This window comes from Streptomyces sp. 12E (genome assembly GCF_055633275.1).
Genome location: NZ_JBVNCJ010000001.1, coordinates 3,401,429 through 3,416,620, shown reverse-complemented (window position 1 = coordinate 3,416,620; position 15,192 = coordinate 3,401,429). Strand labels below are relative to the sequence as shown.

Genomic DNA, 15,192 nt, shown 5'->3' with positions numbered 1-15,192 from the left:
GGTCAGGTGCGGAGCATGCGGGCGATGGCCTGCGTCGCCTCCTTGACCTTCGCGTCGATCTCGTCGCCGCCCTTGACGGCCGCGTCCGCGACGCAGTGGCGCAGGTGCTCCTCCAGCAGTTGCAGCGCGAACGACTGCAGTGCCTTGGTGGAGGCGGACACCTGGGTGAGTATGTCGATGCAGTACACGTCCTCGTCGACCATGCGCTGCAGGCCGCGGATCTGGCCCTCGATGCGGCGCAGGCGCTTGAGGTGATCCTGCTTCTGGTGGTGGTAGCCGTGGATGCCGCGGTCGTGATCGGTCACGATGTCCGCCGTGTCGGTCCCGGACGCTCCTCCTGTCGCGTCCGTTACCTCCGTTACCTCCGTTACGTCCGGGGAGGAGGGCGCGTTCGCGCCGGTCTCGGTGGTCGTCATCGCGTCCTCCTGGTGCACTGGCGGGCGACATATACCCCTGGCGGGTATATGGTAACGAACTTTGCTGGGTATAGGCCTCTTGGCCGATGACATGCGCCGCGGCCGGGAACGGACCTCGGAACGCCCCCGTGCCCATCACTCTGTCCGATGGGTGACACTGGTGGGCGGCCCGTTAGTCGTGGCCGGATGATGCGCCTAGCATCAGCCTGACCGAAACCGATGCTCACCGAGGACCCCACGTGCGCTTTCGTCTGACCCCCAGGGAGACGAGCTTCTACGACATGTTCGCCGCGTCCGCGGACAACATTGTCACGGGCTCGAAACTCCTGATGGAACTGCTCGGGGCGGACCCCTCCGCCCGGGCCGAGATCGCAGAGCGTATGCGGGCCGCGGAACACGCGGGTGACGACGCCACGCACGCGATCTTCCACCAGCTGAACTCCTCGTTCATCACGCCGTTCGACCGTGAGGACATCTACTCCCTCGCGTCGTCCCTCGACGACATCATGGACTTCATGGAGGAGGCCGTCGACCTGGTCGTCCTCTACAACGTCGAGGAACTGCCCAAGGGCGTCGAGCAGCAGATCGAGGTCCTGGCGCGGGCGGCGGAGCTGACCGCGGAGGCGATGCCGCACCTGCGCACCATGGAGAACCTCACCGAGTACTGGATCGAGGTCAACCGGCTGGAGAACCAGGCCGACCAGATCCACCGCAAGCTGCTGGCCCACCTCTTCAACGGCAAGTACGACGCGATCGAGGTGCTGAAGCTCAAGCAGATCGTGGACGTACTGGAGGAGGCGGCCGACGCCTTCGAGCACGTGGCGAACACGGTGGAGACCATCGCGGTCAAGGAGTCCTGAGCACTTCATGGACACCTTCGCTCTGGTCGTGACCATCGGGGTCGCGCTCTTCTTCACCTATACCAACGGCTTCCACGACTCGGCGAACGCGATCGCCACGTCCGTGTCGACGCGGGCGCTGACGCCCCGGGCGGCGCTGGCGATGGCGGCCGTGATGAACCTCCTCGGCGCGTTCATGGGCTCCGGGGTCGCCAAGACCGTCAGCGAGGGTGTGATCCAGACACCCGAGGGGTCCAAGGGGATGGGGATCCTCTTCGCCGCGCTGGTCGGGGCGATCGTCTGGAACCTGATCACCTGGTACTTCGGGCTGCCGTCGTCGTCGTCCCACGCCCTGTTCGGGGGCATGGTGGGGGCGGCGCTGGCCGGGGGGACGACGGTGTACTGGCACGGGGTGGTCGACAAGATCGTCATCCCGATGTTCGTGTCGCCGGTGGTGGGTCTGATCGCCGGTTACCTGGTGATGACCGTGATCCTCTGGATCTTCCGGCGGGCCAACCCGCACAAGGCCAAGCGGGGGTTCCGGATCGCGCAGACCGTCTCCGCGGCCGGCATGGCGCTGGGGCACGGTCTGCAGGACGCGCAGAAGACGATGGGCATCGTGGTGATGGCGCTGGTCATCGCCGACGTCGAGGACTACGGCGATCCGATTCCGGTGTGGGTGAAGGTCGCCTGCGCGCTGATGCTGTCCGCGGGGACGTACGCCGGTGGGTGGCGGATCATGCGGACGCTGGGGCGGAAGATCATCGAGCTGGATCCGCCCCAGGGGTTCGCCGCGGAGACGACGGGCGCGTCGATCATGTTCGGGTCCGCGTTCCTGTTCCACGCGCCCATCTCCACGACGCATGTGATCACCTCGGCGATCATGGGCGTGGGGGCGACGAAGCGGGTCAACGCCGTGCGGTGGGGGGTGGCCAAGAACATCGTTCTCGGGTGGTTCATCACCATGCCGGCGGCGGCCGCGGTGGCCGCGCTGTCGTTCGGGCTGGTGAATCTGGCGTTCCTGTAGCCCGGCGTTCGCGGGGCGCCTCCCAGGCCCTCGAGGCACGGGGGGAGGCGCGACCGCCCGCAGCTGAGCGAGAAAGGGCCCGCCCCCGGGAGTTGGGGGGCGGGCCCTTCGGGCCTCGCGGTGGCACCGCCATGCAGCACCGCGAGGAGAATCGGTCAGCCGAAGCGGCCGGAGATGTAGTCCTCCGTGGCCTGGACCGACGGGTTGGAGAAGATGCGCTCCGTGTCGTCGATCTCGATCAGCTTGCCGGGCTGGCCGACGGCCGCCAGGTTGAAGAACGCCGTGCGGTCCGAGACGCGCGCCGCCTGCTGCATGTTGTGCGTCACGATGACGATCGTGAAGCGCTCCTTCAGCTCGCCGATCAGGTCCTCGATGGCGAGGGTGGAGATCGGGTCCAGGGCGGAGCAGGGCTCGTCCATGAGGAGGACGTTCGGCTCGACCGCGATGGCGCGGGCGATGCACAGGCGCTGCTGCTGACCGCCCGAGAGGCCCGAGCCCGGCTTGTTCAGGCGGTCCTTGACCTCGTTCCAGAGGTTGGCGCCCCTGAGGGACTTCTCGACGATGTCGTCCAGCTGGGACTTCTTGTACTTGCCGTTCAGGCGCAGGCCCGCCGCCACGTTGTCGTACACCGACATCGTGGGGAACGGGTTCGGGCGCTGGAAGACCATGCCGACCTCACGCCGTACCGCCACCGGGTCGATGCCGGCGCCGTACAGGTTCTCGTCGTCGAGCATGACCTTGCCCTCGACCCGGCCGCCGGGCGTCACCTCGTGCATGCGGTTGAGCGTGCGCAGGAAGGTGGACTTGCCGCAGCCGGACGGACCGATGAAGGCGGTCACGGAGCGGGGCTCGACGGTCATCGAGATGTCCTCGATGGCCAGGAAGGAGCCGTAGTAGGCGTTGAGGCCGCTGACATCGATGCGCTTGGCCATGGGTATCACTTCTTCTTTCGGGTCCGGAGGGCCTTAGCGACCGGTCTTCGGGGCCTTCCAGCGGGCGATGCCGCGGGCCAGGAGGTTGAGGATCATGATGAACGCGATGAGCGTCAGGGCCGCCGCCCAGGCACGGTCGTACGCGGGGTCGGAACCGGCGCCGAACTGCAGGTAGATGTACATCGGCAGCGATTCCTGCGGGTCCTGGAACGGGTTGGCGTTGATGAAGTCCGTGCCCCACACCAGCAGCAGCACGGGGGCCGTCTCACCGGTGATGCGGGCGATCGCCAGCATGATGCCGGTGATGATGCCGCCGAGCGACGTCGGCAGGACCACCTTCAGGATCGTGCGCCACTTCGGCACGCCGAGCGCCAGGGACGCCTCGCGCAGCTCGTTCGGGACGAGCTTGAGCATCTCCTCGGTGGAGCGGACGACGACCGGGATCATCAGGATCGACAGGGCCAGCGAACCGGCGAAGCCGGACGGGCCCATCTTCAGGATGAGGACCCACAGGCTCAGGATGAACAGACCCGCGACGATCGACGGGATGCCCGTCATGACGTCGACGAAGAAGGTGACGGCCTTGGCGAGCTTGCCGCGCCCGTACTCGACCAGGTAGATCGCGGTGAGCACGCCGACCGGCACGGAGATCAGGGCGGCGAGGCCGACCTGCTCCAGGGTGCCGAGGAGGGCGTGGTAGATGCCGCCGCCGGGCTCCGCGTCGGCGACCACGCCCATCGAGTGGGTGAGGAAGTAGCCGTCGAGGACCTTCACGCCGCGCTCGGCCGTCTCCCAGAGGAGGGAGGCCAGCGGGGTCACGGCCAGGAGGAAGGCGACCCAGACCAGGCTGGTCGCGGTGCGGTCCTTGGCCTGGCGGGTGCCCTCGATCTTCGCGGAGATGGCGTAGGAGCCGACGACGAAGAGGACCGCGGCGATCAGCGCCCACTGGATGTCGCTGCTCAGGCCGGCCGCGGCGCTGATGGCGTAGCCCAGGGCGAGGGAGCCGGCGGCGACGGCCCAGGCGAACCACTTGGGCAGGGTCGCGCCGCGCAGGGAATCGCGCTGGGGGGAAAGGGTTGCGTTGCTCATGCGTTGGCCCCCGAGTACTCCTTGCGGCGGGCGATGATCAGACGGGCCGCGCCGTTGACCAGCAGGGTGATGACGAAGAGCACCATGCCGGAGGCGATCAGCGCGTCCTGGCCCATCACGGTGGCCTCGTTGAACTTGCTGGCGATGTTCTGGGCGAAGGTGCCGCCGCCCGCGTCGAGCAGGCTGGCGGAGATGTCGAAGGACGGCGAGAGCACCATGGCCACGGCCATCGTCTCGCCGAGCGCGCGGCCGAGGCCCAGCATCGAGGCGGAGATGACGCCGGAGCGGCCGAAGGGCAGCACCGACATGCGGATGACCTCCCAGCGCGTGGCGCCGAGGGCCAGGGCCGCCTCCTCGTGCATCCGCGGGACCTGGCGGAAGACCTCGCGGCTGACGTTGGTGATGATCGGGAGGATCATCAGGGCGAGCAGGATGCCGACGGTGAGCAGCGACCGCGCGGGGCCGCCTTCCCACGCGAAGACGCCGGTCCAGCCGAGGTAGTCGTCGAGCCAGCCGTAGAGGCCGTCCATGTGCGGCACCAGGACGATGGCGCCCCACAGGCCGTAGACGATGGACGGGACGGCGGCGAGCAGGTCGATCACGTACGCGACGGTGCCGCCGAGCCGGCGGGGGGCGTAGTGCGTGATGAACAGGGCGATGCCGACCGAGATGGGGACGGCGATGACCATGGCGATGATCGACGACACGATGGTGCCGAAGGCCAGGACCGCGATGCCGAACTCCGGCGGTACGCCGGTGGGGTTCCACTCGAAGGTCGTGAAGAAGTTGGCCTCGTCCTTGCTGATGGCCAGCGCGGCGCGGTAGGTCAGGAAGGCCGCGATGGCGGCCATGAGGACGAGGACGAAGATGCCGGATCCGCGGGAGAGCCCGAGGAATATCCGGTCGCCGGGGCGGGTGGCGCCGCGTGCGGCGCGCTTGTCCTCGGGCGCGGCCGGTCCGGGTGCGGGGGGAGCGGCGGGTTTCTGTGCGGTGATGTCCATCGGGTTCTCCGGTCTGCGGAGCCGCCGGGGCGGGCGGCTCGGTCGGAGCCACCGTGCGCCGGGGGCTCCTGTTGGCGGTGCACCGGACGGTGCGGACCGGCACCGTGGTCGGGGCCGGTCCGCACACTCGGGTCAGGCGAGGCTGGAGATGGTCTCGCGGACCTTGGTGATGATCTCGGTGGGCATCGGGGCGTAGCCGGCGTCCGCCAGCAGGCCCTGGCCGTCCTCCGAGGCGATGTAGTTCAGGAAGGACTTGGTGGCGGGCAGGGTGTCGGCCTTGTTGCCCTTGTCGCAGACGATCTCGTACGTGACGAGGACGAGCGGGTAGGCGCCGTCGGCCTCCGGGGTGTAGTCCAGCTCCAGCGCGAGGTCCTTGCCGGTACCGACGATCTTGGCGGCGCCGATGGCGGCGGTGGCGTTCTCGATGGTGGCCTCGACCGGCTCGGCGGCCTCGGTCTTGAGGGAGACGGTGTTCATGCCGTCCTTGGCGTAGGACAGCTCCATGTAGGAGATCGCGCCCGAGGTCTGCTTCACCTGCTGGGCGACGCCGGCGGACTGCGGAGCGGACTGGCCGCCCTTCGCCTGCCAGGCCTTGCCGCCCTCGTACTTCCAGTCGTCGGGCGCGGCGGCCTTCAGGTACTTGGTGAAGTTGTCCGTGGTGCCGGACTCGTCGGAGCGGTGGAAGGCCTGGATCTTCAGGTCGGGAAGCTTGGCGTCGGGGTTGAGCTTCGCGATCGCCTCGTCGTTCCAGTTGGTGATCTTGCTGTCGAAGATCTTGGCGAGGGTCGAGGCGTCCAGGACGAGGGTGTCGACGCCCGGGAGGTTGTAACCGATCGCGATCGGGCCGCCGACCATCGGCAGGTCGATGCCCTGGCCGCCGGAGCAGATCTTCTTCGAGGCCTCGATCTCCTCGGGCTTCAGCGCGGAGTCCGAGCCGGCGAACGCGGTCTGGCCCTGGGTGAAGGCCGTGATGCCGGCGCCCGAACCGGTCGGGTTGTAGTTGACCTGCACACCCTTGCACGCCGCGGCGTACTGCTTGACCCAGGCGTCGATGGCGTTCTTCTGGGCGGAAGAGCCGGAGGCCTGCAGCTGGCCCTTGGCGTCGCCGCAGTCGATGTTGCCGGCCTGCGCGGTGGCGGAGGCGTCGCCGCCGTTGCCGTTGCCGGTGTCGTCGGAGCCGCACGCCGTGAGGGCCAGGGCGCCGGAGACGGCGAGAGCACCGAGAGCGAGGGCCCGCCGGTTCTTGCGCTGAAGCTTCACTTGAGTCCCTTCCAGTGGCCGCCGTCCTGAATTCGGCGGCGTGCGAAGTGTGGGTGACACGGTCACCCTTCCCTTCGGGCGATCCGCATCGCGTAAGGCCGAAATTAGGCAGAACAGGTGAAGGAGCCCATTGGCGTAAATGAACGAGGGGTGAACCCCTGTGGACGGTGCGGTGAGGTCACGGAACGCTCACGTCGAGGACACGGGGGGATACCGGGCGGGAACGGGACACTCACCGTGCCGGGCGGAGGGTGGCGAGGAAGGCGTCCACGAGATCGGCGTCCCGGGGCTCGGTGAGGCGGGCGCGGGCGGCCTCCGGGGGGAGCCAGAGGACGCGGTCGACCTCGTCGTTCGGGGTGAACGTGCCGGAGACGGCCTCGGCCGCCCAGTAGCGGACCCGTTTGGGGCGGCCGTTCGCCAGGTAGTGCGCGCTGGGGAGTCCGGCGGTCGGGACGGCGGTGTGGCCCGTCTCCTCGGCGACCTCGCGCAGGGCGCCGGCCAGCGGGTCCTCGCCCCGCTTGAGCTTGCCCTTGGGCCAGGACCAGTCGTCGTACTTCGGCCGGTGGACGAGGCAGAGTTCGAGCGCGCCGTTCACGGGGGAGCGGCGCCACAGGACGCAGCCGGCGGCCTGGACGGTGAGGGTGCCGTGCCGTGTCGAGCCGGGGGTGCTCACCGGGTGCCTCCCTGTGACGTGCCGACGCCTATAACGTGCCGAGGGCTTCCTTCTGCCAGACCCGCTGGAACGCGTACCGCGCCGCCTCCACCTCATGCCGCTGGTCGGCGTGGAGCACGCCCAGCGCGTACGCCGTGGCCGGCGCGATCCGCGGGGTGCGGGCCGCCTGCGCGGCGGCGGCCGCGGCCTCGGAGGCGTCGCGGTGCCGGTCCAGCGCCTCGCCGGCGGCGAGGAGGCCCGGGTCCGGGCCGGCGTGGAGGACCTCGAGGGCGTAGCGGTGCAGGCGCAGGAGGAGCCGGACCTGGTGCCAGGGGGCGTCCTGCGGGTGCGGGGCGGGGTCCGGGGAGAGCCCGTGGATCAGCGCCTCGGCGTTGTACGGGCTGCCCGCGGTGAGCAGGGGCAGCGCGCCGACGGCGTCGGCGAGCCGTTCGCGCGCGGCGTCGGCGAGCGGGCGCAGATCGGCGTGGGCCGCCGCCGGGGACAGCGGGACCTCGCTGGCGAGCACGGCCACCTTGTCGGCGACGGCGTGGAACCGGGAGGAGCCGAGGGCCTGCAGCGCGGTGGAGTGCGCACGGGTCCGGGCGAGGGTCAGCTGCCGGTCCAGCAGGGCGCCGGCCTTGGCGGCGCCGACGGTCAGGTTCCCCCGGTCCGGGGTGGTGACCCTGCGGTCGGCGGTGGCCGTCAGTGTCGCCGTGGCGGTGCGGGTCCCTCCGAGGGCGGTCGCCGGGGCGGCGCGGCGGAGGTGTGCGGGGTGTGCGGCCCCGCCTTCGGCCGGAAGGCCGTCCCTGCCCGCACCGCCCGTGCGGGTTCCGTGGTCGGGTGCGGGTGGCCCCTGTGGGGAGTTCCCGCCGTCGGCGGGCGCGGGGGACGGTGCCCCCGACAGGCGGTGCAGGGCCAGGAGGAGCTGGTCCAGGCGGGACGCGCAGGCGTGCTCCAGGGCCAGGGTGCCGGAGACCCAGGCCAGTTCGGGACGCATCGCCTCCGACCAGTCGGGGTCCAGGACCGGCTGGAAGGTGTGCAGGCTGGCACTGACGCGGCGGGCCGCGCGGCGCAGCGCGCGGGTCGCTTCGACGGAGTCCTCCGACGCGGCCGCGCCCGCACCGGTCTCCCGGTGGAGGCGCAGCGCGCGGAGGAACTCGGTCGCCCGGTCCCGCAGATAGCCGGCCAGGACGTCCGCCGGTACCGGACCGGCCGTCGGGTCAAGGTGTCGCTGTGCCACGCCGGCGCCTCCGGGCGTCTATGAGCATCTCCTGGACGTTGCGCAGGGGCTGGCCGTCCGCGTCCGTCGCGTGCCGGGTCCACTCGCCGTCCGCGGCGAGGTGCCAGGACTGGGTGGTGTCCGACATGCCGGTCTCCAGCAGCCGGTTCAGGGCCGCCCGGTGAGCCGGGTCGGTGACCCGCACCAGCGCCTCTATCCGGCGGTCGAGGTTGCGGTGCATCATGTCCGCGCTGCCGAACCACACCTCGGGCTCGCCGCCGTTGCCGAAGGCGAACACACGGGAGTGCTCGAGGAAGCGGCCGAGGACGGACCGTACCCGCACGTTCTCCGACAGGCCCGCCACGCCCGGCCGGATCGCGCAGATGCCGCGCACCCAGATGTCGACCGGCACGCCCGCCTGCGACGCCCGGTAGCAGGCGTCGATGACGGCCTCGTCGACCATCGAGTTGACCTTGATGCGGACGTAGGCGGGCCGCCCGGCGCGGTGGTGCTGGGCCTCCTTGTCGATGCGGGAGATCAGGCCGTCCCGCAGGGACTTGGGGGCGACGAGGAGGCGCCGGTAGGTCTCGCGGCGGGAGTAGCCGGAGAGCCGGTTGAACAGGTCGGAGAGGTCCGCCCCGACCTGCGGGTCCGCGGTGAGCAGCCCGAGGTCCTCGTAGAGGCGGGCCGTCTTGGGGTGGTAGTTGCCGGTGCCGACGTGGCTGTACCGCCGTAGCGTCTCGCCCTCCTGACGGACCACCAGCGACAGCTTGCAGTGGGTCTTCAGACCGACCAGGCCGTACACGACGTGGCAGCCGGCCTCCTCCAGCTTGCGCGCCCACTTGATGTTCGCGTGCTCGTCGAACCGCGCCTTGATCTCGACCAGCACCAGCACCTGCTTGCCGGCCTCGGCGGCGTCGATGAGCGCGTCGACTATCGGGGAGTCGCCCGACGTGCGGTACAGCGTCTGCTTGATGGCCAGCACGTCGGGGTCCTCGGCGGCCTGCTGCAGGAACGCCTGCACCGACGTGGAGAACGAGTCGTACGGGTGGTGCAGCAGCACGTCCCGGCTGCGCAGGGCGGCGAAGACGTCGGGCTGGGACGCCGTCTCCACCTCCGCCAGGTCGCGGTGGGTGCCGGCGATGAACTTCGGGTACTTCAGCTCGGGCCGGTCCAGGCCGTGGATGCGGAACAGGCCGGTGAGGTCCAGCGGGCCGGGCAGCGGGTACACCTCGGCCTCGCCGACCTTCAGCTCGCGCACCAGCAGGTCCAGCACCTCGCGGTCGATGGACTCCTCGACCTCCAGGCGCACCGGCGGCCCGAAGCGGCGCCGCATGAGCTCCTTCTCCAGCGCCTGGAGCAGGTTCTCCGCGTCGTCCTCCTCGACCTCGAGGTCCTCGTTGCGGGTGAGCCGGAAGGCGTGGTGCTGCAGCACCTCCATGCCCGGGAACAGCTCCTCCAGGTGCGCGGCGATGACGTCCTCGACGGGGACGTAGCGGCCGGGGGAGCTCTCCAGGAAGCGGGACAGCAGCGGCGGCACCTTGACGCGGGCGAAGTGCCGGTGGCCGGTGACCGGGTTGCGGACGACCACGGCCAGGTTCAGCGACAGGCCCGAGATGTACGGGAAGGGGTGCGCGGGGTCGACCGCGAGCGGGGTGAGGACCGGGAAGATCTGGTGCCGGAAGAGGGTGAACAGGCGGGCCTGTTCCTTCTCCGTCAGCTCGTTCCAGCGGACCAGGTGGATGCCCTCCTCCGCGAGTGCGGGGGCGACGTCCTCGTGGTAACAGGCGGCGTGCCGGGCCATCAGCTCGCGGGAGCGGGCCCAGATCATCTCCAGCACCTCGCGCGGCTGGAGGCCGGAGGCGGAGCGGGTGGCGACGCCGGTGGCGATGCGGCGCTTCAGTCCGGCCACGCGGACCATGAAGAACTCGTCCAGGTTGCTGGCGAAGATCGCCAGGAAGTTGGCGCGTTCCAGCAGCGGCGTGGCGGGGTCCTCGGCGAGTTCGAGGACGCGTTCGTTGAACGCGAGCCAGCTGCGCTCCCGGTCGAGGAAGCGGCCCTGCGGGAGCGGTGTGGCGCCCTCCGCCAGCGCCTCCTCGTAACCGTCGAGGTCCGCGTCGATGTCGGGTTCCAGATCGGAGACCGTTCCGGCCACGGTGTGCGGGCGGTGGGCGGCTATGGAGCCCACGGAGGGCTGCGGGTGCTGTGCCTGGGCGTCGGGCTGGCTCATGTCCCCATTCTTCCGCGCCGGGAGCGCCACGGGCGCGTCGGAACGCGCGGGTGGGAGCGGTGGTGGCCCTGAGGCGTTCCCGTTCCCCCCGTTCACCCTTGTGGGCGGTGAGGGCTCCGGCACGGCGGGATGCATTGGCCGAGCGTCGCAAGCCCGTCTGAATCGACGGTTACGGAGACATGACGTCCCGGATATCGGGCGGCGACCCGCGGGGGTCCGGGCCCCGGCGCGCGTCCGTACGTCCCTCCCCGCCGGGAGGGACGTACGGACGCGGGCGTCAGGCCGTGCGGCGGCGCAGCAGCCGGAAGGCCGCGTAGGCCAGCAGCGCGGCGACGGCGAGCAGGACGCCGGAGGCGACCAGTTGGAGCGGCCAGTAGTGGGCGGCGGGGTGGAGGTCGCGGTAGAAGCCGACGGCGTGCAGGTCGGACAGGGTCGACTCGCACTCGGGCAGCATGCTGGTGTAGCAGGGGAGGTCCAGCCGGTCGCCGTCGGCGGTCACCACGCCTTGGCCGACCACGATGCCCGATCCGTCCGGGCCGTACCGCAGGCTGCTGAACCGGGTGGTCGCGGGCCACAGGTGCGGCAGGGCGGCGTGGACGGCCGCCCACAGCACGCCGAGCGCGACGGCGGCCGCGGCGAGCGCGGCCATGGCGCGGCGCAGCAGCAGCCCCGCGAGGACGCCCGCGGCCAGCCCGGCCAGGGCCAGGGCCACCGGGACGGTGCCGTTGGCGTAGAACGTGGGGACGGCGTTCCACGACTTGGCGGTGCCGATGCGGCCGTCGGCCGCCGTCCAGGCCAGGCGGTGCAGGCAGACCAGCAGGCCGGTCGCTGCAGCGGTCAGCGCGGCCGGGAAGGCGAGCCGGGAGGCCAGCCAGCGGGCCGGGGAGACGCCCTGGGTCCAGGCGAGGCGGACCGTGCCGGACTCCATCTCGCGGCCGGTCAGCGAGCCGCCGGCCCAGGCGGCGACCAGGAACGGCACGGCGAGGAGGGCGATGGTCGTGTAGTCGTAGACGTTCCTGTAGAGCAGGATCGAGTCCTGGTCGTAGCTGCATGTCAGGGTGGAACTGCAGGCGTCGTACTGCTTCCAGGCCGCCACCGAGGCGTCGGTGAGCGGACCGCCGAGCCAGAGCAGGGCCGCGCCGAGCAGCAGCACGGCCGTCGCACCGGTGAGGAGGGCCGGGCGGTGCAGCCGGTACAGCCAGCGCAGCTGCCGGGGCGCGGGTGCGGGGCGGTCGGAGGTGGCCGGGGCGGTCAGGGCGGCGGTCATGCGGCGGGCTCCATGGGGTCGGCCGGGGTGAGGGCCTCGGGGTTGCGCAGGTAGGACAGGACGAGCTCCTCCAGGGACGGCGCGCCGGTGCTCCAGTCGCCGGGCAGCGGGCCGGAGGGACGGATCAGCGCGCTGAGCCGGCGGCCGGTGGTGCGGGACTCCACGACGTCGTGCGGGGCCAGGTCCGTCGTCGCCGGGGCGGAGACGCGGGTGTGGGCGGCCAGCAGGTCGTCGATCTCGCCGGCCAGGCGGACCCGGCCGCCGCCGATCAGCAGCAGGTGGTCGCAGGAGTCCTCCAGCTCGGCGACGATGTGCGAGGACATCACGATCGTCGTGCCGTGCGCGGCGGCCTGCCCCATCAGGACGCCCATCAGCTCGTGCCGGGCCAGCGGGTCGAGGTCGGCCATCGGCTCGTCCAGGAGCAGCAGTTCGGGACGCTTGGCGAGGGCGAGCGCGAGGGCCACGCGGGTGCGCTGGCCGCCGGAGAGGGCGCGGACGCGCCCTCGCGGGTCCAGGTCGCCGCCGGCCACGATCCGCCGCGCGGTGTCCGCGTCCCAGCGGCCCGGGTTCAGGTCGGCGCCCATGCGCAGCGTCTCGTCGACCGTGAGCTGCGGGTACAGCGGCTTGCCCTGGTCGACGAAGCCCACCCGGGGGCGGGCCGACGCCGGATCGGCGCCGAGGACGGTGACCGTGCCCTCGGTGGGGGCGAGCAGCCCGGCGGCGATCGCGATCAGCGTCGACTTGCCCGCGCCGTTGGGGCCGACGACGGCGCAGACGCGGCCGGCGGGCAGTCGGAAGGAACAGTCGCGCAGCGCCCATGCGGCGCGACGGCCGAAGCGCTTGCCGAGCGCGTCCGCCTCGATGGCCGGGACGGTCATGACGGGTCTCCCTGAGAGGTCTTCGGATGTGCGGGGTCCGGCGTGCGCGCCGGGTAGTGCGATTCGAGTACGGCGGTGAAGAGCGCGGCCAGGTCCTCCCGCTCCAGTCCGGCCTCGCGGGCCCGGGACGTCCAGTCCTCCAGCTCCGCGCGGAGCGGGGAGTCGGCGGGGGCGGCGCCCAGGGAGCGCCGCACGAAGGTGCCCAGGCCGCGCCGGGCCTCCACCAGGCCCTCGCGTTCCAGCTCGCGGTAGGCCTTCAGCACGGTGTTGGGGTTGACGGCGGTGGCTTCGACGACCTCGCGGGCCGTGGGCAGCTTGTCGCCGGGTTCCAGCAGGCCCAGGCGTAGGGCCTGCTTGGTCTGCTGCACGATCTGGACGTAGGTGGCTGTGCCGCTGTGCCGGTCGATGCGGTAGTCGATCACTCGGCAACCACCCTTTCACTAATTGAGTAGTGAAAGGGTGGTGTAGGAGGGACGGAAAAGTCAAACGGTGTTCCCGTGCCTCCCGTGAACCGATCGGCCGGGCCCGGTCGATGAGGGGACGTGAGCGAAACGAGAAGCGACGGGGAGCTGCTGCGCGCCGTCGCGTCGGACGGGGACCGGCGCGCCTTCGAGGAGCTGTACCGGCGGTACGCGCCGTGGCTGACCGCCCGGATGCGCAGCCGGTGCGCCGACGCGGGGATCGTCGACGACGTCGTGCGGGAGACGTTCCCGGCGGTGTGGCGGGGGAGCGCGCCCTACGGGGAGGACGGCGACGCGGCCGGCGCCCCGGGCCTGCTGCTCGCCGCCGCGCCGAGGCCGACGGGCGAGGGGGCGGACGGCCGGCCGGCGCTGAACGTGCTGCGGGCGTCCGCCGTGGCCTTCGCGCCGGGGGGCGGCCTTCGGTGCTGGACGCCCCGGCCCGGCACGCCACGGCCGTCGTCCCCGTCCGGCGCGCCGTCCGCCACGGACTGCGCGTCCTCCTCGTGGTCCCGGTCGCCGCCGTGTGGTGGACCGCCGCGCCGCCCCTGGTGCCCGAGCCCGTACGCCCCCGGCCGCCGGGACCACCCTGGAGGCGGCGACGGCCCTCGCCCTCGCCCTGGCGGGGGCGGCGCTCGCGATCCACCGCGGGGACGGCACCCGGCCGGGTCGGACGGTCGCCGGGCTCCTGCTCGTCCTGACGGTCCTGGGTCCGCCGCCGGCCCCCGGGAGCCGGGCCCTGTTCGTGGCCCCGGGCGACCCGAGGTGGGCGGCGGCCCACGACCGGTGGGCGGCACTGCTGTACGCGGCGGTCGTGGTGGGCGCGGTGTGCGCGACGGAACCGGGGCGCCGCGTCACCTTCCGCGGACTCAGGTCTCCGTCCGGTACATCAGGTCCGTCTCGTGCGTGACGAAGCCGAGGCGCTCGTAGACGGAGACCGCCGCCTTGTTGTCGGCGTCGACGTAGAGCATGGCCGTCGGCAGTCCCCGCTCCGCCAGGTGCCGCAGCCCGATCGTGGTCAGCGACCTGCCGAGGCCGCCGCCCTGGGCGTCGGGGCTCACCCCGAGGACGTACACCTCACCGAGGCGCTCCGCCGCGTGCACCTTGGTCCAGTGGAAGCCGACGAGCCGGCCGTCCTTCTCCGCAAGGAAGAACCCCTCCGGGTCGAACCACGCCTCGGCCTTGCGGTCGTCCAGGTCGCGCTGGGTGAGGGCGCCCTGCTCGGGGTGGTGGGCGAAGGCCGCGGCGTTCAGCGCGAGCCAGGCGGCGTCGTCCCGCCCCGGCACGAACGTACGGACGCGCACGCCCTCCGGCAGCACCGGGTCGGGCAGGTCGAGGCCGGCCAACGGCCGCCGCATCTGACGCAGTTCCCGGAACAGCGTCAGCCCGAGGACCTGCGCGAGGTGCCGGGCGGCGGAGTGGCCGCCGTGCGCCCACACCCGCAGCCGCTTCCCGGAGGCGGCGAGCAGCGCCGAACCGAGCGCCCGCCCGTGGCCGCCGCCCCGGTGCGAGGGGTGCACGACCAGCTCGGCGGCCGGCGGCTCCACCGGATCGGTGTCCTCCAGCTGGGCGTATCCGACGAGTTCGCCGTCGACGGAGAGCAGCAGGTGCGAGACCCCGTCCCGCTCCCCGCCGCGCAGCTGCAGCCGCCCCTGTTCGGACACCGCCTGCTGTCCGTCGGTCCGGGCGGCCTCCGCGAGCAGGTCGAGCACCGCCCCGGTCTGCTCGGGGCCGAGCGCGGCGTACGTCTGGAGCGAGCGGGGGCGGCCGGGCCGTGCGAAGTCGTCGCTGGTCATGCGTACGAGATTAAGGGGAGGCGGCCCCAAAACGGACAGCGGCGGTGTCGACGAAACCTCAACCAGGCCGTAACCCTGGACACCCTGTTGCGCTACGCGCGTTGACTCTAGGCTGCGCCGGTACCCAT

The 15,192-nt window shown here is 71.8% G+C and carries 16 protein-coding genes and 1 pseudogene; 4 read left to right on the top strand and 13 right to left on the bottom strand.

All coding sequences use genetic code 11. The features are described from left to right. Positions 1-2 precede the first annotated feature (2 nt). Positions 3-416 carry a metal-sensitive transcriptional regulator gene (locus ACZ8ZB_RS15865; RefSeq protein ID WP_470738382.1) on the bottom strand — a complete coding sequence of 138 codons (414 nt, stop codon included), beginning with the start codon at positions 414-416 and terminating at the stop codon, positions 3-5. 239 nt (positions 417-655) lie between these two features. Between ACZ8ZB_RS15865 and ACZ8ZB_RS15860 the strand changes: the two genes are divergently transcribed. Both ACZ8ZB_RS15860 and pitH read left to right on the top strand, forming a co-directional pair. Next, positions 656-1,276, top strand: a complete 621-nt coding sequence (locus ACZ8ZB_RS15860; protein ID WP_006136311.1) for a DUF47 domain-containing protein — start codon at positions 656-658, stop codon at positions 1,274-1,276. 7 nt (positions 1,277-1,283) lie between these two features. Beyond that, positions 1,284-2,282: a low-affinity phosphate transporter PitH gene (gene pitH, locus ACZ8ZB_RS15855; RefSeq protein ID WP_470738381.1), complete on the top strand. Its 999-nt coding sequence runs from the start codon at positions 1,284-1,286 to the stop codon at positions 2,280-2,282. Between the two features lie 155 nt (positions 2,283-2,437). Here the strand turns inward: pitH and pstB are convergent, their stop codons facing one another. From pstB to ACZ8ZB_RS15805, 10 genes are all read right to left on the bottom strand, one after another. Then, positions 2,438-3,214: a phosphate ABC transporter ATP-binding protein PstB gene (gene pstB / locus ACZ8ZB_RS15850; protein ID WP_470738380.1), complete on the bottom strand. Its 777-nt coding sequence runs from the start codon at positions 3,212-3,214 to the stop codon at positions 2,438-2,440. Positions 3,215-3,247: 33 nt separating this feature from the next. Beyond that, positions 3,248-4,303: a phosphate ABC transporter permease PstA gene (gene pstA / locus ACZ8ZB_RS15845; protein ID WP_470738379.1), complete on the bottom strand. Its 1,056-nt coding sequence runs from the start codon at positions 4,301-4,303 to the stop codon at positions 3,248-3,250. Beyond that, positions 4,300-5,304 carry a phosphate ABC transporter permease subunit PstC gene (gene pstC, locus ACZ8ZB_RS15840; protein WP_470738378.1) on the bottom strand — a complete coding sequence of 335 codons (1,005 nt, stop codon included), beginning with the start codon at positions 5,302-5,304 and terminating at the stop codon, positions 4,300-4,302. Before pstC ends, pstA begins: the two co-directional genes overlap by 4 nt. 132 nt (positions 5,305-5,436) lie before the next feature. Next, positions 5,437-6,564: a phosphate ABC transporter substrate-binding protein PstS gene (gene pstS / locus ACZ8ZB_RS15835; protein ID WP_470738377.1), complete on the bottom strand. Its 1,128-nt coding sequence runs from the start codon at positions 6,562-6,564 to the stop codon at positions 5,437-5,439. 232 nt (positions 6,565-6,796) lie between these two features. After that, positions 6,797-7,237, bottom strand: a complete 441-nt coding sequence (locus tag ACZ8ZB_RS15830; RefSeq protein WP_470738376.1) for an NUDIX hydrolase — start codon at positions 7,235-7,237, stop codon at positions 6,797-6,799. A gap of 28 nt (positions 7,238-7,265) precedes the next feature. Then, positions 7,266-8,456, bottom strand: coding sequence for a CHAD domain-containing protein (locus tag ACZ8ZB_RS15825; RefSeq protein ID WP_470738375.1), 1,191 nt, complete (start codon positions 8,454-8,456; stop codon positions 7,266-7,268). Beyond that, a complete protein-coding gene (locus tag ACZ8ZB_RS15820) occupies positions 8,437-10,800 on the bottom strand; it encodes an RNA degradosome polyphosphate kinase (RefSeq protein ID WP_470738374.1) in 2,364 nt (787 codons plus the stop codon). Before ACZ8ZB_RS15820 ends, ACZ8ZB_RS15825 begins: the two co-directional genes overlap by 20 nt. A gap of 142 nt (positions 10,801-10,942) precedes the next feature. Then, positions 10,943-11,932, bottom strand: coding sequence for an ABC transporter permease (locus tag ACZ8ZB_RS15815; protein ID WP_470738373.1), 990 nt, complete (start codon positions 11,930-11,932; stop codon positions 10,943-10,945). Beyond that, positions 11,929-12,810, bottom strand: coding sequence for an ABC transporter ATP-binding protein (locus ACZ8ZB_RS15810; protein ID WP_470738372.1), 882 nt, complete (start codon positions 12,808-12,810; stop codon positions 11,929-11,931). Before ACZ8ZB_RS15810 ends, ACZ8ZB_RS15815 begins: the two co-directional genes overlap by 4 nt. Next, positions 12,807-13,232 carry a GntR family transcriptional regulator gene (locus ACZ8ZB_RS15805; protein WP_470738371.1) on the bottom strand — a complete coding sequence of 142 codons (426 nt, stop codon included), beginning with the start codon at positions 13,230-13,232 and terminating at the stop codon, positions 12,807-12,809. The genes ACZ8ZB_RS15810 and ACZ8ZB_RS15805 overlap by 4 nt, the downstream gene beginning before the upstream one ends. Before the next feature lie 120 nt (positions 13,233-13,352). Between ACZ8ZB_RS15805 and ACZ8ZB_RS15800 the strand changes: the two are divergent. Continuing rightward, a pseudogene (locus ACZ8ZB_RS15800) lies at positions 13,353-13,574 on the top strand (RNA polymerase sigma factor); the annotation flags it as partial. Here ACZ8ZB_RS15800 and ACZ8ZB_RS15795 read toward each other — a convergent pair. Then, positions 13,547-13,756 carry a hypothetical protein gene (locus tag ACZ8ZB_RS15795; RefSeq protein ID WP_470741662.1) on the bottom strand — a complete coding sequence of 70 codons (210 nt, stop codon included), beginning with the start codon at positions 13,754-13,756 and terminating at the stop codon, positions 13,547-13,549. The pseudogene ACZ8ZB_RS15800 and the gene ACZ8ZB_RS15795 overlap by 28 nt on opposite strands. 38 nt (positions 13,757-13,794) lie before the next feature. Here ACZ8ZB_RS15795 and ACZ8ZB_RS15790 point away from each other — a divergent pair, with 38 nt between their 5' ends. After that, on the top strand, positions 13,795-14,178 hold the full coding sequence (locus tag ACZ8ZB_RS15790; protein WP_470741661.1) for a hypothetical protein: 384 nt from the start codon (positions 13,795-13,797) through the stop codon (positions 14,176-14,178). Here the strand turns inward: ACZ8ZB_RS15790 and mshD are convergent. Next, positions 14,138-15,064: a mycothiol synthase gene (gene mshD, locus ACZ8ZB_RS15785; protein ID WP_470738370.1), complete on the bottom strand. Its 927-nt coding sequence runs from the start codon at positions 15,062-15,064 to the stop codon at positions 14,138-14,140. The two genes, ACZ8ZB_RS15790 and mshD, sit on opposite strands and share 41 nt — an antisense overlap. Positions 15,065-15,192: the final 128 nt, after the last annotated feature.